Below are 17,860 nucleotides of genomic sequence, written 5' to 3'. Positions count from 1 at the left end.
TCATCTGTAAACTCACGAACGGCAAGCGAGATAAATGGAGAAGCTGGGTCTCCTCAGCGCTTTGCAAACTGTGAACCATAAGGGTAAAAGATTGTCTGACACGCATGGGAGGGTGAACTTCCCAGCCGCCAGCTGGCCCTTGCTGCCGCATGAATTGGGTTATGATGGCAGGGCACATCAATCCACAATCTGTTTCTCTGCTGCCCCGTCCTGGGCCTGCACCGGCCAGTGGCTTTGGCCTCCGGGTGCCAGTCACACGGGTTGCCGGCAGAACCCAGGAGACCAAGATATGAAGATTCAACCGTTCACCGCGGAACCCATCCGCTGGGTTTCCGAGCAGGGCGAACCGCTTCAGGCGCTGCCCGAGCGCTACACGCCCGAGTTTCTGCGGGGGCTGTACCGTGAGATGTTCCGCGCCCGTGAGTTCGACCGCAAGCTGATTACCCTGCTGCGTCAGGGCCGGACCAGCTTCTACGCTCAGGCGCACGGCATGGAAGCCACTCAGGTGGGGCTGGCCCGCGCTTGCCGCGCCGGGCACGACTGGTGGTGGCTGTACTACCGTGACCACCCCATCATGCTCACCCTGGGTGTGCCGATGCTGCAGATCATCAGCCAAATCATGGGCACCAACACCGACGTGTGTAAGGGCCGTCAGATGCCGCACCACTTCAGCGCGCCCAGTCACAACGTCGTTTCTATCAGCTCCAGCATCGCTTCGCAGATTCCGCCGGCCACCGGCACCGCCATGGCGCAGAAGTACCTGGGTACCGACGAAATCACCGTCTGCACCTTCGGGGACGGCGCGACCAGCGAAGGCGACTGGCATGCCGGAATCAACATGGCCGCTGTGAAGCAGGCCCCGGTGATGTTCGTGTGCGAGAACAACCAGTGGGCTATTTCGACCGGCGTGACCGACCAGACGGCCAGCGAAACCATCCATATCAAAGCCCGCGCCTACGGCATTCCCGGCTATTACGTGGACGGCAACGACGTGGTGGCTGTATTGGAAGTGATGAGCCACGTGGCCGAGCGGATTCGCAGCGGCGAAGGTCCCGCTATCGTGGAGGCCCTGACCTACCGCGTGGGCTCGCACTCCAACGCCGATGCCGACGCTGAGAAGCACTACCGGACCCGCGAAGAAGTGGAGCAGTGGACCGGCCGCGACCCGATCGACCGCGTGGAAAAACTGCTGGCGCACCTGGGAAGCCCGGTGACTTCGGAGGAGAAAGAAGCGCTGGCGCAGGAAGTGAATGCCGAAGTGAACGCCGCCATTGAGGAAGCGGCCGCCAGCGGCACCCCTGATTGGGACGTGATGTTCCAGGACGTGTACGCCGAGCAACCCCCGCACCTGGCCGAGCAAGAAGCCTACGTGCGTGCCGAACAGGAGGTGGGCGCATGAGCCTGATTGCACAGGAACGGAACGCTACCGAGGATGTCGCAGGCGGCGAGACCCGCACCATCAACCTCATCACCGCCGTGACCGAGGCGCTGGACGAGGAGCTGACCCGCGACGAGCGCGTGGTGGTGTTCGGAGAAGACGTGGGCCCGCGCGGCGGAGTCTTCATGGCCACTGCCGGCCTGACCGCCAAGCACGGTGAGCACCGCGTGTTCAACACGCCGCTGTCCGAAGCCGCCATCGTGGGGGCCGCCATCGGCATGGCGCTGAGGGGCATGCGCCCGGTGGCGGAAATTCAGTTCGCCGACTACATGGGCCCGGCTTTCGACCAGATTTTGTCGCAGGCTGCCAAAATCCGTTACCGCTCCGGTGGCCACAACAAGGCCCCAATGGTCATCCGTACGCCCTCGGGCGGGGGCGTGAAGGGCGGACACCACCACAGCCAGAGCCCGGAAAGCTATTACGTCCATATGGCGGGAGTGCAGGTCGTGATGCCCAGCACTCCCTACGACGCCAAGGGCCTGCTCAAGTCCGCCCTGCGCGGCGAGGACCCGGTGATCTTCTTCGAGCCCAAGCGGCTGTACCGTGCGGCCAAGGGCGAGGTGCCTGTCAGCGATTACACCGTGCCTATCGGCAAGGCGGCGCTGCGGCGTGAGGGCCATGACCTGACCATCATCGGTTACGGCGGTGTGATGCCGGATGTGATGGACGCTGCACAGGCGCTGGCCGGCGAGGGCGTGCAGGCCGAGGTGCTGGACCTGCGCTCGCTGATGCCCTGGGACAAGGAAGCGGTGCTGGAAAGTGTCGCCAAGACCGGCCGCGCCGTGCTGGTCAGCGAGGCTCCCCGCACCGCCAACTTCATGGGCGAGGTGGCCTACTCCATTCAGGAGGCGCTGTTCGACTCGCTGCTGGCTCCGGTGATTCAGGTGGCCGGTTTCGATACGCCTTATCCCTACGTGCAGGACAAGATCTACCTGCCGGGCGGCAACCGCATCGCGGCGGCCTGCGTGCGGGTGCTGAACTACTAGGTGCACTACTGGGTGCCCCGGTGCCCTGTGCAGGAGGGGCTGCAGCTTCCAGCGGCCCTGCTACCCTGAGTCACGAATCTGCAATGTATCCCCTGGGCCTGCAGGCCCAAAATTCAAGCCGGGCCTGCGGGCCTGGAATTCACGAACGAGGTGACCGATGAAAGAAGTGCTGCTGCCTGAACTGGCCGAGAGCGTGGTCGAAGGTGAGATTCTCAAGTGGATGGTCGCGGAAGGAGACACTGTCGCGGCCGAGCAACCCCTGTGCGAAGTGATGACCGACAAGGTGACGGTCGAACTGCCCAGCCCCTTCGCCGGCACCGTATCGCGCCTGTTGGTCAAAGAAGGCGACGTGGTGGCGGTCCACGCGCCCATCCTGGTGCTGGATGAAATGGGCGGCGCAGCAGCGGCGCCGGCAGCCGACTCGGGCCAGAGTTCCGGTGCCGGTCAGGCACCCAGCCCCGAGCAGGCCATTCAGGGCACCGGCGAGAACCCTACGACCGACGGTGTGCAGCTGCCCCCGCAGGCCGAGGAAGAGCGCTCCATCGTGGAAGCCGGCCACATTGCCAAGGACGAGGATTCCAGCAGCCTGTTCAAGGCTTTCGAGACGGGCGGCGCCGTCAAGGTACAGGGGCTGGGCAGGGGAGACGCCCCCAGCCCGCAGGCTGCCCGCGAAGCTGGCAGTGTGGGCGCGGCGGCAGGCCGCAGCGATGGCCGCGTACTGGCCGTACCTGCAGCCCGCCAGCTGGCCCGCGAGATGGGCATTGACCTGAAGGACGTGCGCGGCTCCGGTCCCAATGGCCGCATCCGCATTGCCGACGTGGCGGGCCATATCAAGGCCCAGGCTCCTGCGGCCAGCGCTGCGGCTCCGGTAGGCGGTCAGGGCGGCTTGCCCGTCGCTCCGGTGCAATACCGCACCCCCAAAGGCTACGAGCACCTCGAAGAGCGGGTGCCGCTGCGGGGCATGCGCCGCGCCATCTCCAACCAGATGCTGGCCAGCCACCTGTACACCGTGCGCACCCTGACGGTAGACGAAATCAACATGACCAAACTGGTGCAGTTCCGTGACCGCGTGAAGGGCGAAGCCGCCGCGGCGGGCGTGAAAATCAGCTACCTGCCGTTCATCTTCAAGGCGGTGGCTGCCGCGCTCAAGAAGTACCCCAGCCTGAACACCTCCTTTGACGAGGCCACCCAGGAAATCGTGCAGAAGCGCTACTACAACATGGGCATGGCCGTCGCCACCGACGCCGGCCTGACTGTGCCGGTGCTGCGCGACGTGGACAAGAAGTCCGTGTACGAGCTGGCCCGTGAAGTGGTGGACCTGGCCGCCCGCGCTCAGGAAGGCAAGCTGAAAGGCGACGAGCTGGCCGGGAGCACCTTCGCCATCACCAACATCGGCTCTATCGGTGCGCTGTTCTCCTTCCCCATCATCAACGTGCCCGACGCGGCCATTCTGGGCATTCACTCCATCCAGAAGCGCCCCATCGTGAACGAGAACGATGAAATCGAAATCGCGCACATGATGTACATTTCGCTGTCGTTCGACCACCGCCTGGTGGACGGTGCCGAGGCGGCCCGCTTCTGCAAGGAAGTGATTCGCCTGCTGGAAAACCCGGACCGCCTGATGTTGGAAGCGATGTAATCTCCGCCCCACGAGCGCCGCGCCGGAGATCAGTTCCGGCGCGGCGCTCTCTATGATGAGACATGGCGTTTCTTCAGCCCAGCTCAAGGTGGGGCCGGTGCAGGTCACGTCGGCGTCAGCTTGACTCCTTATGCTGGGAAAACTGAATGGCGGGTCGGTGACAGGCCCACAGGAATTTTAGGCGTTGTACAACACGTTCTGGATAGGGCTGAAGCCACCGAGAGGAATGTCCAGAGTGGAAATGGAGATGAAGATGAACATGAAAGCTGCTGGAACTTGGTTGAAGGGGGCCGTGGCCCTGCTGGCCTTGTCCGGCCTAGGGGCGCCGGCTGGCGCGCTCGACATGATGGTGTGGGATCAGAACCTGGACACCAAGCTGGCTTACGGCGAGTCGGCGGGCGGAGTGATGCGCGGGCAGATGGTGCGTGACGCTTCGGGGCGGGTGGTCATTCTGTTTTCCCGCAGTGACCCGGAACGTGCCCGGGCGCAGTACCCCGGCCTGCGCTCTCGCTACGAGGGCGAGGTGCGCGGCAGTCAGGTGCTGATCAAGCTGCCTGGCGGCCTGCAGAGCCTGGAACAGTTCCTGGCTTCCTATAGACTGAAACTCGACCTTACCGAAATTTCAGGAGGAAGATAGATGCTGCCCCAACTGCTGCTGGTCGAAGACGATCCCCACCTGGGCCCCTTGCTGCGCGACTATCTGAACGCGGATTATCAGGTGCATCACGCCGCCACCCTACGTTCGGCCGAGGACTGGCTGGGGACCCACGCTCCGCAACTGATTCTGCTGGACCTGAACCTGCCCGACGGCGACGGTCTGGACCTGGTGGCGCGCCTGCGGCAGTACTCTTCCACGCCGGTGCTGGTGCTGTCGGCCCGCTCCGATGTGCAGCAGCGGGTGGCCGGCCTGAACGCCGGCGCCGACGACTACCTCACCAAGCCGTTTGCCATGCCGGAACTCGAAGCCCGCATCACCGCCCTGCTGCGCCGCACGGCGTCGGGCGGCGGCGTGAATCTGGGCAACACCAGCCTCTCGACCAGCTCGCTGACCATGACGGTGGGTGACCAGCACATCAACCTGACCGAGCACGAGGCCCGCATTCTGGAACTGATGATGCGGACCCCCGAGCGGGTCTTCAGCCGCGCCGATATCGAGTCACACCTGTACGGCTGGGAAACCCCCAGCTCCAACTCGGTCGAGGTCCGTATCTCGCAGCTGCGTAAGAAGCTGGACGGGGCCGGGTCGGATCTGCGAATCCGCACCATCCGCAACGTCGGCTACGTTCTGCAAAGCTAGCGGCCGGGAAGGCAAGGCAGCCGGTGCCCGGAACGCTCCCCATGCTCAGCAGCGCCAAGGTGGCCTGGCACGAGAGCCTGCGCTTCCGGCTGGCGCTGGCGTTCAGCCTGGTCACGCTGGTGCTGGTCACGGTGGTGGGCGGCGCCATGATGACCCTGATGCTGCGCGGGATGGACAGCCAGTTTCAGATGCGGCTGGCCGACCGCACCGACACCCTCTCGCAGCGCCTGAGCAATCCGTCGGCGGGCTTAGGCGAGTCGCTGGCGCCTGCCCTGGACAACTTCTCGGCCGTGGTGGACGGGCAGGGAACAGTGGTCCTCGCCTCGCAGGATTCGTCGCTGCAGCTGCAGCCTGGGGACCATTTTCCTTACCCGCTGGACGGCGACCTCAGCGTTGACGGCGTGGCTTTCCGGGGGGCGTCCCGGCAGCTGACCGGGTTCTTCGAGGGGCAGACGCTGTGGGTGGCACTGCCCAGCGAGCCGCTGGTGGATGCCCGCGAGGCGGCCAGCCGCGCTCTGCTGCTGGCCGTGATGGTGACTCCGCTGCTGACGTTGCTGCTGGGTTACCTGCTGGGTCAGCGGATGCTGTCGCACCTGGGCCGCGCCGCGCTGCTGGCCGACCGGATTGACCCGGCGCACAGCGTGGCGGCGCTGCCGCTGCCCGAGCGGCGGGACGAGGTACACCGGCTGCTCAGCGCCATCAACCGGTTGCTGGTGCGGATAGATGCCCAGCAGTACCGCGAAAAGGCCCTGCTGGGCCAGATCGTGCATGAGCTGGGCGCACCGCTGACCGTGCTCAAGGCCACGCTGGACCGCGCCGGCGAGCGCACCGGCGACCCCGAAATCCAGAAGGCGGCCCTGGTCACCGATGAGCTGACCTTTACCACCCAGGACCTGATGCAGCTGGCCCGCGGTGAACTGGAGCTGAAGCTGGTGTGGCACCTGATTGGGGCCGCCACGCTGCGGGACCGCCTGGAGCGGCTGGTGCCGGGCACCAAGTACGGCGGCGACTGGACCGGCATGATTCTGTGCGATCCAGACCGGCTGACCCAGGCCCTGCGTAACCTGCTGGCCAACGCCCGCCGGGCCGCCGGGCCAGGGGGGCAGGTCACGTTGGACCTGGCGTCGCTGGGCGAGCAGCTGCAGTTCACCGTGCGCGACTCTGGCCCGGGCCTGCCCGCCGACCTGGGCGAGCGCATCTTTGACCCGTTCGTGAGTGGCAGTGGGTCCAGCGGCCTGGGCCTGAGCGTCAGCCGGCAGATTGCCGAAATGCACGGCGGCGCGCTAACCGGCGGCAACAGCGTGGATGGGGGCGCCGAGTTCCGCCTGAGCATTCCCGACGCCCTGCTGGAAGGCGAGGGCGACGAGCACGATGAGCATGACGAGGAGCTGGCTGTCTCTGCAGGAGTCCCAGGGTAAGAGGTCCACGGGAGAAGGCCCTGGCCGCTCCCGTATGCTGGGCAGGTGAGCCTGTTCGCTCCCCACCCTGCACCTTCGCCCGACGCCGAGCTGCTGGCGCTGCTGACCCTGCGGCTGACCCCAGGACTGGGAACACGCCGCATAGAGGCGCTGCGCCGCCACTTCGGGACGGCGCAGGCAGCGCTGGAAGTTCCACCTGAGGCGCTGCGCGAGGTGCCCGGGCTGGACCGCCGCAGCGCAGCGGCCATCGGCATGGCGCCCCCGCGTGAGTCGGCCGCGCAGGAGCTGGAAAAGGTGGCGGCGGCTCGCCAGGCCGGCAAGGACATTACCCTGCTGGGCCGGGGCCTGCCCGGTTACCCACCGGCCCTGGAAGCCCTGGGCGACCCGCCTGCCGTGCTGTGGGTGCGTGGACCGCTGCCGGAGCTGCCGCCCACGCCGCCGGCCGTAGGCATTGTGGGCACCCGCAGCGCCAGCCCGCATGCCCTGAGCCTGACCCGCCAGATTGCCGCCGAGCTGGCCGGCACGGGGCTGACTGTGGTCAGCGGCCTGGCGCGGGGTGTGGATACCGCTGCCCACAGCGCTGCCGTGGAGGCCGGGGGCCTGAGTATCGGGGTGGTGGGACATGCCGTGGACCGGGTCTACCCCGCCGAGAACGTGGACCTGGCCCGCCGGCTCACGCTGGTCAGCGAATACCCGCTGGGCACCGGCCCCAAGGCGCACCACTTTCCGCAGAGAAACCGGCTGATTGCGGCGCTCTCTGCTGGCGTGCTGGTGGTAGAAGGCGAGCTGAAGTCCGGCTCACTGATTACCGCCACCCACGCGCTGGAGTGCGGGCGCACCGTCTTCGCCGTGCCGGGCCGTGCAGGCGACCTGCGGGCGTCCGGTCCCCACCGCCTGCTGCGCGAAGGTGCCGTGCTGACCGAAACGGCCGCCGATATCCTGACCGAGCTGGGCTGGGAAGCGCGGGCTGCAGGCGCAGGCGCAGGCGAGGATGTCCCAGACCTGCCCCCGGAGCAGGCGGCCACCTACAGCGCCCTGACCGAACCGCGCACGCTGGACGATCTGGCTGCCCTGACGGGCCTGGGCCTAGCCGAGCTGCAAACGGCCCTGATGATGCTGCAACTTTCCGGCCTGGCCGAGGACAGCGGCGGGCGCTGGCTACGGCGCTAGGAGAACAGCGGCGATGTCGGGAACGGCAGCAGCAGGCTGGCCCCGAGCAGAAACGGGGTCAGGCTGGGATAAAAGGTTGGCCGTCCAGGAACGTGCCGGTTGAGCAGGAGCGGGACGCCACCCAGCAGGCTGACCAGCCAGGGCAGCAGGTACAGTTCCAGTGTCGGCAGGGCGGCGACCATCAACCCAGAGGCCAGGGATTCAGCGGCGCGGCTGCGTGGCGTCTGGGGCCCCGCGTTCTCCCTGCCTTCCCCGCTCACCCCATGCGGTGTCGGTACACCAGCTGACCGCCCAGCAGACCGCCGGCCAGAGCCAACCCCAGACCTGCGCCGCTTAGCGCTTTGCCCAGGCCGCGCTGGCCCCGGCGGCGGGCCAGCAGCGAACCCACGTTCAGCAGAAAAGCTGTCTCGTTCAGGGCGCCGTGAATCAGGCCGGTGCGCCGCGCCTGCCCGCGTGCCGTGCTCCACTCGGTCCAGCCGCTGGCAATGGCACCCAGGCCGCCCACCGTGCCCAGCAGCAGGGCCGTGTCGGCTGCCTGCTCGCGGCGCCGGCGCTCTTCAGCGCTGTGGCCCAGCGGAGCAAAGTCCAGCATGCCGGCAATTATCCACCCGCCCAGCGGCAGGTGAACCAGGGCCGGGTGCAGCGGATGGCCCAGCCACTCGCCGCGCAGGGCGCCCACCACGCCCTCCGGAAGCCGGTCCAGGGCCGCGTTCAGCGCCTGCTGCACCTCTAATGAAAGCCCGTCTACAGCGGAGTGCTCGGACAGCAGGTCTTCGGCGCGGTTGCTGGGGCTGGTGTCTGCAAAGGTCAGGTTCATGGTGCGTCACCTCATCTGGGGTCATCTGGGAAGGGGGAAAAAGCCGGAAGTGGGGATGGCCGCAGTCTAACCACCCCTGCCCCGGGGCAGTCCCGGCTGCGACTTGCCGGATGCTTTACACTCTGGGGTTGATGACGCTTCCTTCCTCCAGCCCGGCAAGCGAGTCTGGCCCTGGCCTGGCACGCGACTCTGGGCGGCCGCGCAGCCAGCCGCAGCCGGGCCACCTGTACGATGTCGCCATTGTCGGCGCGGGGCTGGCCGGTTCCGAGTTGGCTCTGCGGCTGGCAGAGGCCGGGCACGACGTGCTGCTGGTCACCCAGGCGCTGGACCACGTGGGCAACCTGTACGCCCCCACGCTGGCCGGGGCCGCTTTCCCGGCGGACAGCCATCTGGGCGCTCTGGCGGCCGAACTGCCGCAAGGAGCCGACAGCTGGACCTTCCACCGGCGGCTCAAGGCGCGGCTGGAAAGTACGGATGGCCTGCACCTGCTGCAAAGCACCGTGTCCAGCCTGGACGAAGAACCTGCGGAGGACGGCGGCGAGCGGCTGCGCCTCGGCACCTGGGAAGGCCCGACGCTGCTGGCCCGCCGCGCCGTGCTGGCGGTGGGTGCCTTTCTCAAAGGAAGGTTGCTGGTAGGAGACACGATGGAAGACGCAGGCCGCCTCTCCGAGGTCGCCTACGATTTCCTGGCCGACGACCTGGCCCGCAGCGGTGTCTATCTGACCGGCGCGGCGCAGGAGGCGGCCGCGGTGGAGGGAGCGCCGCCTTACGAGGTGCGCTTCCTGACGCTGGCAGGGAGCGAGCTGGACGGCTTCCGCGTGGAGCGGTTCAGCGAGCTGTACGCCCTGGGCCGCTGCACGCCGCAGGGTGACTCGTACCGCCGCGTGCTGGAAGATGCCGCTGCGCTGGCCATGCAGCTGGGTGCCCGGCCGAGTGAGGGGGAGGCATGATTTACCGGCTGGGCGATTTCCAGTTTCCGTCTGCTCCCGAGAGCCTGTACCCGCAGACGCCGCAGCGTCCCTGGGTGCTGGAAGTGGGCTTTGGCGACGGCCGCTTCTGGCCGCACTTTGCCCGCACCTTTGCCGCAGTGCCCAACTATCTGGGCGTAGAAATCAGCGGTGTATCGCTGCTCAAGGCGCACCGCCGCCTGAAAGAAGCGGGCCTGGACAACGCTGTCCTGACCAAGCTGCCTGCCGAGGTGCTGGTGCGCGAAGTGGTTCCCCACGGCGCACTGGACCTGATGGTGGTCAATTTTCCCGACCCCTGGCCTAAAGCCGGACACGAGGACCACCGGCTGCTGCGGGCCGACTTTTTCCGCCTGGCCGCCAGCCGCCTGAAGCCCGGCGGCGCGGTGCTGCTGACCACCGACCACGACGAATATTTCGACTTTGCCTGTGCTCAGGCGGAGGCCAGCGGCGTGATGCGCGTAGAGCGTGTGGAGCCGCCGGCCGCTGCGCTCGAAACCAAATATGCCCTCAAGTGGCGCGACCTGGGCCTGAGGCCGCAGCACGCCCGCTTTGTGCCCACTGCCCATTCCGAGGTGCCGTACAGCGGCTACGCTCCCTACCCCCCCCAGGAGGACGACCCCACCGTGCCCCACAGCATCGTTCAGCTGCCCGCCCAGTTCGATCCCCGCACCTTCAGCAAGCACACCGCCCGTGACCCGCGTGGAGTCTGGACGGTGGTGCTGCTGGACCTGTACGCCAGCCTGCGCCGCAGTGAACATGGCTCCAGCTGGGTGGCCCTGGCGCACGTGGTGGAAGGAGACCTGACCCAGGAAGTGCTGATCGACGTGACCGCCCGTGAGGACGGCAGCACGCTGGTCCGCCTGGGCCGCTTCGGCGGGCCGATTATTACCCCGGGGGTCAAGGCGGCGGTGGGGGTGCTTACCGACCGCCTGGCCGAGCTGGGCGCGCAAGTGCGGCACCGGGGCTACTAGGGCCCCTGGCCGCCCTACCGGATAGAGTGGATTCGCAGGCTGCCCGGCAGCGTGCTCAGGTCCAGCGCAGCCCAGTGGCTGTGCGCGGTGACCACCGGCACGTCCAGCCGCGCAGCCATCGCCAGGGCGTAGCGGTCGCCCAGCGACAGACCTGACTGCGGCCCCAGCGCGGCGAGGCGGCCGGCCAGCTCGGCGTCGTGTTCGTGCCCCACGTCAATCCGAATCACTTTCTTCAGGCGGGCGGCGACCAGGTCCGGCTCGTGAACGTCGCTGCGGCGTGACAGCTGGGTCAGCATCTCGGTCCAGGTCACGGCGTGCATGGCGGAATTTTCCAGCAGTTCGGCCACACTGCTGGCTCCTTCCTTGTTGAGGACATAACTGAGCAGCGAGCTGGCGTCCAGCACACAGCGGGTGGGCAGGGTCATAGGGAGCATTGTAAACTTCCTGTCTGCCATGACTCTTTCAGTGACGGACCCGCACTTCGGCCAGCAGCCCATGAGCGCCCTGCTACCGGCCCTGCGCCGGGCGCTGGAGGAGCGGGATGAGGTGGGCTTCAGCGTCCCCGACCCGGACCTGGGCCTGGGGCTGTATGCCGGCGAAACAGGCCCGGCTGGCCGGCACCGCCCCTGGGCCGTCTGGACCGACCTGGCCGACCTGCTGGACGCCCACCTGCTGATTGGCAGGCGGGAGGCAGGAAAAGTGCGCCTGACCCTGCGCCCCCGTGCAGGCCGCCTGGACACGGCCCGCGACTACAGCGCCGGCAGCGAATTCGCCCGCATAGACAAGCTGGAAGACCCGGTGCTGCTGTTCACGCTGGTCGAGGCGCTGCGCCGCGCCGCACCCCCGGAAGGTGGCCGGGTGCTGGCGCTGGGGGTCGGCAGCGGCCGTGAGCTGGACGCCCTGACGCTGGCCTTTCCGGGCCGGCGGCTAGAGGTGCTGGGCCTGGACCTGGACACTTCAGCGCTGGCAGCGGCGCAGGTGCGGCATCCCGGCTTTACCTTTCAGCAACGGGACATCGGCGCACTGCCGGCTGAGCTGGGCCGCTTTGACCTGGTGCTGGCCCTCAGCGTGCTGCAAAGCCGGGATGTCAGCCTGGACGGGGTGCTGCGCACACTCCACCGCTCACACCTGAACCCGAGTGGCGGGCTGGTGCTGGGCTTTCCCAACGCGCGCTACAGCGGCGGCGAAGTGAGCTATGGAGCGCGGCTGCGCAACTTTGCCCGGCCCGACCTCAGCCTGCTGTTCGCGGATGTGGCCCAGGCCCGGCGTTATCTGCACAAGCACGGGTTTAAAGTGTTCGTGACCGGCAAGCATGAGGTGCTGGTCACGGCAATTCCGGCCGGCGCCACCACACCGGCAGGGCTGGACCTGTAGGGGGCGGCGACAGCGGCGATAAATGAAGAGCCGGGCAAGTCGCTGCACTTGCCCAGCTTGAACAACAGGGGCGCTTCCCCTTACTGCTGGATGTCCTGCATGTTCTTTTCCAGCTCGGCCAACTTTTCCTGAGGGTCGGCCTTGGGGTCCAGGCCGTTGGCGTCGGCGTCGCCGGTGGCGCCCTGCATGCCCTCGGTAATTTCGGCCTGCTGGTCGGTATCCACGTACCCGCTGGTGGCGGTTTCCTGCGTGCTGTCTTTGGTCATAGTGCAGTCTGTTCCCCCAGGGAGCCGCTGTGCTGAGGATTGTCCCAAACTGGCGTTAACGCGGGCGGCCCGGACCGTGACCGTCTCGCCCAGCAGCTGCAACATGATCTGCTGGGCGGCCTGCGGGTCGCCGGTCACGTAATACTCGACCTGTGGGCTGGCCAGTTGCAGGCTGGTGGGCTGCGGGCTGCTCGGCTGCGGCGTAGAGGATGGCTCGGCCGCCGGGGCCAGCAGACCGCGCTCGGCCAGTACTCGGGCCGTCTGGCGGGCCACAGCGCCGCCGCTGTCCACCAGGGTGAACTGGTCCTTGAATTCACGCCGGATGCTGCCGGACAAAAAAGGGTAGTGAGTGCAGCCCAGCACCAGCTGGTCGGCACCGGCCTCGGCCAGCGGGCGCAGCAGCTGCCGCAGCAGGGCGCGGGCGTCGGGGCTGTCGGCCTCGCCCCGCTCCACCAGCGGCACCAGTTTGGGGCTGGTGGTCAGCATCACCTGCACGCCGCGTGGCGCCGCCCACTCGGCAACCGACTGCTGCAACTTGGAGCCGCGCAGGGTGGCCGGGGTGGCCATCACTCCAATCACGCCGCTGCGGGTGTTCAGCGCCGCCGGCTTGACGGCCGGCACCAGGCCCACGACAGGCCACTCCGGAAAGGTGCCGCGCAGATGCTGCAGGCCGTAGGCGGAAGCCGTGTTGCAGGCGACCACCAGCGCCTTGCAGCCGCGCCCGTGCAGCCAGCGGGCCGCCGCCTCCGTAAGCCGGCGGATGTCGTCGTCGCTGCGGGTGCCGTAGGGAAGGTGTGCCGTATCGGCCAGGTAGCAAAAGCGCTCGTCAGGCAGGGCGCGGCGCAGTTCGGCCAGAACGCTCAGGCCGCCGACTCCGCTGTCGAATACCCCGATAGGCGCTGCGTCGTTCACCGCGCCATCATAGCGCCCGCGCCGCCGCGCCCTGCTCCATATCAGGCGCCGTGGACCCGCGCCCGCTTCTCGGCCTCGATGGCCCGCTGCAGCTCGGTAATCTGCCGCAGGATGTCGGCCTGCTGGGTGGGTGGCGCGTCCAGGAGCTGTGACTTGAGCAGCTTCACCTCGCCCCGCAGCGACTCGATGCTCAGGCCCACTTGGATGTCGTCTACGGCCGCCGCCGCGTAGGTCTGCTGCTTGGCCTCGTATTCCTCGTGGCCGGCACGCGAGATGTTGCCGCTCTGACGGGTTTCGAACATCATCCGAATCAGCTGCCCCTCTTCGGGCTGGCCCCGGAACACACTCATGATGTCGTCGGTGCTCTGGGCGCCCTGGGCCGCCAACATGACCTTGCGGACCAGCTCGTTGCGCCAGCCCAGCGTGCCGTCCAGCTTGGCCAGCAGCCGGGGGTCCACCAGCAGCTGCCGCAGCAGGGCCAGCTCGCGGTCCTCCTCGTGGCCGCCGCCCTGGCTCATGCCGGCCAGGTGGGTATCGGTCAGAGTGCGCCGCTTGGCCTTGGACCCGATCCAGTCCAGCAGGGCCTGCGGGCGGATATCCAGCAGTTCGCACACCTTGGCCCGCATCTGGTCGGCGCCCTCGTCCAGCGGGTCCAGGTTCTGCATGCGTGGCAGCAGCTCCATCAGGATTTTGCGCTTGCCGTCGCGGCTGTCCAGGCCGTACCGGTCGCGGGCGGCGTGTACCCGGTACTCGATTTCGTTCAGGCCGCCCTGCAGTGCCCGCTGAATGCTCTGCACGTCGCCTTCGCGCAGGGCATCGGCCGGGTCCTTGCCGCTGGGCACGCTGGTGGCCCGCACCTGAAAGCGGGCGCCCACCGTCTGGTCCAGCCCCGACAGCGTGGCCTTGAGGCCGGCCTCGTCGCGGTCGAACATCAGCACCAGTTCGCGGGCGCCCAGGCGTTCCAGCAGCGCGGCGTGCTCGGCCGTCAGCGCGGTGCCCAGGCTGGCCACCGCCCCGGCGAACCCGTGCTGCTGCAGGGCGATCACGTCCATGTACCCCTCGGCCACAATCAGGGGCTGGCCGTCTTTCAGCACGCTGCGGGCGCGGTGCAGGCCGTACAGCAGCTCGCCTTTCTTGAAGGCGTCCGTCTCGGGGGTGTTGAGGTACTTGGGCTTGGAGTCGTCCAGCACGCGCCCGCCGAAGCCCACCAGCCGGCCCAGGTGGTCGCGGATAGGGAACATCACCCGGCCCCGGAAGCGGTCGTACACCCGGCCCTGCTCGTTCTGGGTCAGCAGGCCGGCGTCCAGCAGTTGCCGCTCGCTCAGGCCATGGGCGCGGGCCTGTTGCAGCAGGCCGTCCCAGCTGTCCGGCGCAAAGCCCAGCTCGAAGTCCTCCATCACCTGTGGGGTCAGGCCACGCCCCTGAAAGTAGGCCAGGGCGTCGCCGCGCAGGTGACTGCGGAAATACTGCAGCGCGAAGTCGTTCACGTCGTACAGGTCACGGCTGACCCGCTCGCCGTATTTCTGCTCCAGCTGCACGCCGGCCCGCTCGGCCAGCTTGCGCAGGGCGTCACCGAAACTGAGATTCTCGGTTTCCTGTACGAACTTGAACACGTCGCCGCCGGCTTTGCAGCCGAAGCAGTAGTAGTAGCCCTGCTCGGTGTCCACCTGGAACGAGGGACTCTTTTCCTTGTGAAAAGGACACAGTCCCTTGAGCCGGCCCTTGCCCGCTGGGGTGAGGCTGACATATTCACCGATGACGTCCGCGATGTTCAGCCGGTCGCGCACGTCTTCCTTGGTTCCGATGTCTGCTCACCTCCTCTGACCGGAGTCGCCGCGTGGCAGCGGCAATCCACAGGCCCAATTCGCCGCAAAAACAACCAATTGTAACATTGGGAGCTTTTGCGGCTTGCTTATTTACCTTACGCCGCGGCCGCCTCACCGACCGCGAGCTTGCCCACTTGACAAGCTCTGCCCCATGCTCCCGCAGCGCCGGGGGTGGGCTGAAGAACTTCCCAAGGCCGCCTAAAAGCCGCTTGACCACCCGGTCACACCTTTCACGCGCTAGCACGCCAAACTCGGTTTATGACCAACGCAAAACTGCAAGGCAAGAAAATCGCCATTCTGGCGGCCGACGGTGTGGAAGAAATCGAACTGACCAGTCCCCGGCAGGCCATTGAGGAAGCGGGCGGCACCTGTGAGCTGATCAGCCTGAAAAGCGGCCAGATTCAGAGCATGAAGGGCGACATCGAGCCCCAGGCCAAGTACAGCGTGGACAAGACCGTGGCCGAGGCCAATATCGCGGACTACGCCGGCTTGCTGCTGCCCGGCGGCACCGTGAACCCCGACACCCTGCGCATGGACAAGGCCGCCATGCAGTTCGTGCGCGACGCCTACGACCGTGGCCTGCCCATTGCCGCCATCTGCCACGGCCCCTGGAGCCTCAGCGAAACCGGCATTGCTGGAGGCCTGAAGATGACCTCCTGGCCCAGCCTCAAGCACGAGCTGACGCTGGCCGGCGCCGAGTGGGTGGACGAAGAATGCGTGACCGACAAGGGCGTGGTGACCAGCCGCAACCCCGACGACCTGCCCGCTTTCAACAAAAAGATGATTGAGGAGTTCGCTGAGGGCGACCACAGCAGCCGCCGCCAGTAAGTCTCCAAGTGTTCCGTACGGCCTGTGCCTCCCCAACCGGGGAGGTTTTTTCGTGGCTCCTGACCCCCGGAAAGTGGGTCTGCGGGAAGGCGCACAGGCGTCCGGGGCGCCCGGACATGCCATGGGTGCCACCTGCCGGGGGCACGGTTCCTTTCGCTACAGTGGGGCCGTGGAAAACCAAAACCTGAAACGTACGCCGCTGCACGCGGCGCACCTGCGGGCTGGTGCCCGGATGGTGCCGTTCGGCGGGTGGGACATGCCGGTGCAGTACGCGGGCCTGAAAGCCGAGCACCAGGCCGTGCGTGAGAACGTGGGCATGTTCGACGTGTCGCACATGGGCCAGTTCCGCTTTAGAGGCCCCGGTGCGCTGGACTTTTTGCAGCATGTGACCCCCAACGATGTCAGCAAGCTGAAGCCTGGCCGCGCCCACTACAACTGGCTGCCGGCTGAGGAAGGCGGCTTGGTCGACGACATCTACATTTACCAAGCAGGCGAGCAGGACTACCTGATGGTGGTCAATGCCGGCAACATTGCCAAGGACTGGGCACACCTGCAGGCCCTGGCCGCCGGCTACGACGTGCAGATGACGGACGAGTCGGACGACTGGGTCTTGATTGCCGTGCAGGGGCCCAAGGCCGCCGCCACCCTGAACGAGTTCACCGACGCCGACCTGCTGACCGCCAAGCGCAACTCCTTTTTCCCCGGCCGCCTGCTGGACCATGACGTGTTCTTCGCCCGCACCGGCTACACCGGCGAAGACGGCTTCGAGGTGTTCGTCAAGGCGCCGGAAGGCGAAGCCCTGTGGGACGCCCTGCTGGCCAGCGGCATTGCTCCCGCAGGCCTGGGCGCCCGCGACACGCTGCGCCTGGAAGCCGGCTTCCCACTGTACGGCCACGAGTTCAGTGAGAACATTCACCCGCTGAGCAGCACCTACTCCTGGGTGGTCAAGGATAAGCCGTACCTGGGCCGCACTAAGATGGACGAGGCTCCCCGCCAGAAACTGATCGGCCTGAAGCTGGACAAGATTCCCGTGCGGGAAGGATATCCAGTGATGCTGGGCGGCGAGAATGTCGGCGTGGTCACCAGCGGTAGCACCAGCCCCACGCTGGGCCACCCCATCGCGATGGCCCTGGTGGACGTGGACGCCGCAGACGCCAGCGCGTTCGAGGTGGAGGTACGCGGCAAGCGCCACCCTGCCGAGCGCACCGAGCTGCCGTTCTACAAAGCCAAATAAGTCCCGCCGAGCGATTTTCCGGCCCTTTTCACTTTCCAACCCGCCCCCTCACCCTCAAGGAGAACCCTGCCATGACCAACCCCACCGAACTGAAGTACGCTTCCTCGCACGAATGGCTGGCCCAGGACGGCAAAGTCGGCATTACCCACCACGCGCAGGACCAGCTAGGCGACGTGGTGTACGTGGAACTGCCCGAAGTGGGCCGTGAAGTGGAAGCCGGCGAAGCCGTGGCCGTGGTGGAGTCGGTGAAAACCGCTTCGGACATCTACGCCCCCGCCAGCGGCAAAATCGTTGCGGTCAACGAAGAGCTGGAAGGCAGCCCTGAAAAGGTCAACGAAAGCCCCTTTGAAGGCGGCTGGCTGTTCCAGATCGAAGTGACCGAAGAGAGCGCAGGCCTGATGGACGCTGAGGCCTATACCGCCGAGAACAGCTGAGCGGACGCCTGAAGAAAGCCACGAAGCTGCGGGCCTGCGACGTCTGGAGCTTGGTGGCTTATTTGCTGAGGATGGATGCTCCCTTGTCTGCACTGTGAGTGGGCATGTCCTTCCTCCGCTGGGCCCAGCGTCCCGCCGTTTCAGACGAGGAGCCGGCCGCAGCCTCTCCCGCGCAGGTGGCAGCGGCTTAACTGTTGCTCCCAGCCCAGTTGCGCCGGCCGCTGCGGTTCTAGGCTGGCCCAGAAATCCCCTCTGTACCAGTTGCTCTTAAACCAGTTGCGC

General features: G+C 67.0%; 18 protein-coding genes. 13 read left to right on the top strand and 5 right to left on the bottom strand.

What is annotated here, in order from left to right:
- Positions 1 to 289: 289 nt before the first annotated feature.
- The 7 genes from DEIPR_RS10010 to dprA all read left to right on the top strand — a co-directional run bounded on the left by DEIPR_RS10010 (position 290) and on the right by dprA (position 7,948).
- Entirely contained in the window at positions 290 to 1,399 is a 1,110-nt protein-coding gene (locus DEIPR_RS10010; protein WP_013615711.1) for a thiamine pyrophosphate-dependent dehydrogenase E1 component subunit alpha, read from the top strand.
- Positions 1,396 to 2,424, top strand: coding sequence for an alpha-ketoacid dehydrogenase subunit beta (locus DEIPR_RS10005; protein ID WP_013615710.1), 1,029 nt, complete (start codon positions 1,396 to 1,398; stop codon positions 2,422 to 2,424). The genes DEIPR_RS10010 and DEIPR_RS10005 overlap by 4 nt, the downstream gene beginning before the upstream one ends.
- A 157-nt stretch (positions 2,425 to 2,581) precedes the next feature.
- Complete coding sequence (locus DEIPR_RS10000; protein WP_013615709.1) at positions 2,582 to 4,063, top strand: dihydrolipoamide acetyltransferase family protein; 1,482 nt, start codon at positions 2,582 to 2,584, stop codon at positions 4,061 to 4,063.
- A gap of 253 nt (positions 4,064 to 4,316) precedes the next feature.
- Positions 4,317 to 4,700 (top strand): hypothetical protein, encoded by a 384-nt coding sequence (locus DEIPR_RS09995; RefSeq protein ID WP_148231830.1) that lies wholly within the window; start codon positions 4,317 to 4,319, stop codon positions 4,698 to 4,700.
- Entirely contained in the window at positions 4,701 to 5,360 is a 660-nt protein-coding gene (locus tag DEIPR_RS09990) for a response regulator transcription factor (protein WP_013615707.1), read from the top strand.
- Positions 5,361 to 5,401: 41 nt separating this feature from the next.
- The gene (locus DEIPR_RS09985) at positions 5,402 to 6,778 is read left to right on the top strand and encodes a sensor histidine kinase (RefSeq protein ID WP_013615706.1); all 1,377 of its coding nucleotides are present in this window, start codon (positions 5,402 to 5,404) and stop codon (positions 6,776 to 6,778) included.
- A gap of 45 nt (positions 6,779 to 6,823) precedes the next feature.
- Entirely contained in the window at positions 6,824 to 7,948 is a 1,125-nt protein-coding gene (gene dprA / locus DEIPR_RS09980; protein WP_013615705.1) for a DNA-processing protein DprA, read from the top strand.
- Here dprA and DEIPR_RS09975 read toward each other — a convergent pair.
- Together DEIPR_RS09975 and DEIPR_RS09970 are read right to left on the bottom strand one after the other, a co-directional pair.
- Positions 7,945 to 8,130, bottom strand: a complete 186-nt coding sequence (locus DEIPR_RS09975) for a hypothetical protein (RefSeq protein WP_013615704.1) — start codon at positions 8,128 to 8,130, stop codon at positions 7,945 to 7,947. The genes dprA and DEIPR_RS09975 overlap by 4 nt on opposite strands.
- Before the next feature lie 74 nt (positions 8,131 to 8,204).
- Positions 8,205 to 8,765: a DUF2231 domain-containing protein gene (locus DEIPR_RS09970; protein WP_013615703.1), complete on the bottom strand. Its 561-nt coding sequence runs from the start codon at positions 8,763 to 8,765 to the stop codon at positions 8,205 to 8,207.
- Positions 8,766 to 8,896: 131 nt separating this feature from the next.
- Here DEIPR_RS09970 and DEIPR_RS09965 point away from each other — a divergent pair, with 131 nt between their 5' ends.
- Together DEIPR_RS09965 and trmB are read left to right on the top strand one after the other, a co-directional pair.
- Complete coding sequence (locus DEIPR_RS09965; protein ID WP_148231829.1) at positions 8,897 to 9,715, top strand: FAD-dependent oxidoreductase; 819 nt, start codon at positions 8,897 to 8,899, stop codon at positions 9,713 to 9,715.
- Entirely contained in the window at positions 9,712 to 10,704 is a 993-nt protein-coding gene (gene trmB, locus DEIPR_RS09960) for a tRNA (guanine(46)-N(7))-methyltransferase TrmB (RefSeq protein ID WP_013615701.1), read from the top strand. The genes DEIPR_RS09965 and trmB overlap by 4 nt, the downstream gene beginning before the upstream one ends.
- Before the next feature lie 14 nt (positions 10,705 to 10,718).
- Here the strand turns inward: trmB and DEIPR_RS09955 are convergent, their stop codons facing one another.
- Entirely contained in the window at positions 10,719 to 11,129 is a 411-nt protein-coding gene (locus DEIPR_RS09955; RefSeq protein ID WP_049775158.1) for a PIN domain-containing protein, read from the bottom strand.
- Positions 11,130 to 11,157: 28 nt separating this feature from the next.
- On the opposite strand from DEIPR_RS09955, the gene DEIPR_RS09950 reads away from it, so the two are divergent.
- Positions 11,158 to 12,078 (top strand): class I SAM-dependent methyltransferase, encoded by a 921-nt coding sequence (locus tag DEIPR_RS09950; RefSeq protein ID WP_013615699.1) that lies wholly within the window; start codon positions 11,158 to 11,160, stop codon positions 12,076 to 12,078.
- Positions 12,079 to 12,158: 80 nt separating this feature from the next.
- Here the strand turns inward: DEIPR_RS09950 and murI are convergent, their stop codons facing one another.
- Positions 12,159 to 13,256, bottom strand: a complete 1,098-nt coding sequence (gene murI / locus DEIPR_RS09945) for a glutamate racemase (protein ID WP_013615698.1) — start codon at positions 13,254 to 13,256, stop codon at positions 12,159 to 12,161.
- A 41-nt stretch (positions 13,257 to 13,297) separates the two neighbouring features.
- Positions 13,298 to 15,043: a DNA primase gene (gene dnaG / locus DEIPR_RS09940; RefSeq protein WP_013615697.1), complete on the bottom strand. Its 1,746-nt coding sequence runs from the start codon at positions 15,041 to 15,043 to the stop codon at positions 13,298 to 13,300.
- 297 nt (positions 15,044 to 15,340) lie between these two features.
- On the opposite strand from dnaG, the gene DEIPR_RS09935 reads away from it, so the two are divergent.
- The 3 genes from DEIPR_RS09935 (at position 15,341) to gcvH (ending at position 17,578) form a co-directional block, all read left to right on the top strand.
- Entirely contained in the window at positions 15,341 to 15,910 is a 570-nt protein-coding gene (locus DEIPR_RS09935) for a type 1 glutamine amidotransferase domain-containing protein (protein WP_013615696.1), read from the top strand.
- A 169-nt stretch (positions 15,911 to 16,079) separates the two neighbouring features.
- On the top strand, positions 16,080 to 17,144 hold the full coding sequence (gene gcvT / locus DEIPR_RS09930) for a glycine cleavage system aminomethyltransferase GcvT (RefSeq protein ID WP_041222093.1): 1,065 nt from the start codon (positions 16,080 to 16,082) through the stop codon (positions 17,142 to 17,144).
- Positions 17,145 to 17,215: 71 nt separating this feature from the next.
- Positions 17,216 to 17,578, top strand: a complete 363-nt coding sequence (gcvH, locus tag DEIPR_RS09925; protein WP_013615694.1) for a glycine cleavage system protein GcvH — start codon at positions 17,216 to 17,218, stop codon at positions 17,576 to 17,578.
- The last annotated feature ends 282 nt before the right edge of the window (positions 17,579 to 17,860 follow it).

Origin of the sequence: Deinococcus proteolyticus MRP (assembly GCF_000190555.1) — a bacterium.
Classification (GTDB): Bacteria; Deinococcota; Deinococci; order Deinococcales; family Deinococcaceae; genus Deinococcus; species Deinococcus proteolyticus.
Note: the sequence above shows the minus strand (reverse complement) of the source record. Positions and strands in the feature narration are given on the sequence as shown.

Bases quoted from the DNA above. Each gene is read 5' to 3' on its own strand.
- DEIPR_RS10005 (WP_013615710.1), top strand. From the start codon at position 1,396: ATGAGCCTGATTGCACAGGAACGGAACGCTACCGAGGATGTCGCAGGC.
- DEIPR_RS10010 (WP_013615711.1), top strand. From the start codon at position 290: ATGAAGATTCAACCGTTCACCGCGGAACCCATCCGCTGGGTTTCCGAG.
- DEIPR_RS09965 (WP_148231829.1), top strand. From the start codon at position 8,897: ATGACGCTTCCTTCCTCCAGCCCGGCAAGCGAGTCTGGCCCTGGCCTG.
- DEIPR_RS09970 (WP_013615703.1), bottom strand. From the start codon at position 8,765: ATGAACCTGACCTTTGCAGACACCAGCCCCAGCAACCGCGCCGAAGAC.
- DEIPR_RS09935 (WP_013615696.1), top strand. From the start codon at position 15,341: ATGACCAACGCAAAACTGCAAGGCAAGAAAATCGCCATTCTGGCGGCC.
- DEIPR_RS09975 (WP_013615704.1), bottom strand. From the start codon at position 8,130: ATGGTCGCCGCCCTGCCGACACTGGAACTGTACCTGCTGCCCTGGCTG.
- DEIPR_RS09950 (WP_013615699.1), top strand. From the start codon at position 11,158: ATGACTCTTTCAGTGACGGACCCGCACTTCGGCCAGCAGCCCATGAGC.
- DEIPR_RS09985 (WP_013615706.1), top strand. From the start codon at position 5,402: ATGCTCAGCAGCGCCAAGGTGGCCTGGCACGAGAGCCTGCGCTTCCGG.
- DEIPR_RS09995 (WP_148231830.1), top strand. From the start codon at position 4,317: ATGAACATGAAAGCTGCTGGAACTTGGTTGAAGGGGGCCGTGGCCCTG.
- DEIPR_RS10000 (WP_013615709.1), top strand. From the start codon at position 2,582: ATGAAAGAAGTGCTGCTGCCTGAACTGGCCGAGAGCGTGGTCGAAGGT.
- DEIPR_RS09955 (WP_049775158.1), bottom strand. From the start codon at position 11,129: ATGACCCTGCCCACCCGCTGTGTGCTGGACGCCAGCTCGCTGCTCAGT.
- trmB (WP_013615701.1), top strand. From the start codon at position 9,712: ATGATTTACCGGCTGGGCGATTTCCAGTTTCCGTCTGCTCCCGAGAGC.
- gcvH (WP_013615694.1), top strand. From the start codon at position 17,216: ATGACCAACCCCACCGAACTGAAGTACGCTTCCTCGCACGAATGGCTG.
- DEIPR_RS09990 (WP_013615707.1), top strand. From the start codon at position 4,701: ATGCTGCCCCAACTGCTGCTGGTCGAAGACGATCCCCACCTGGGCCCC.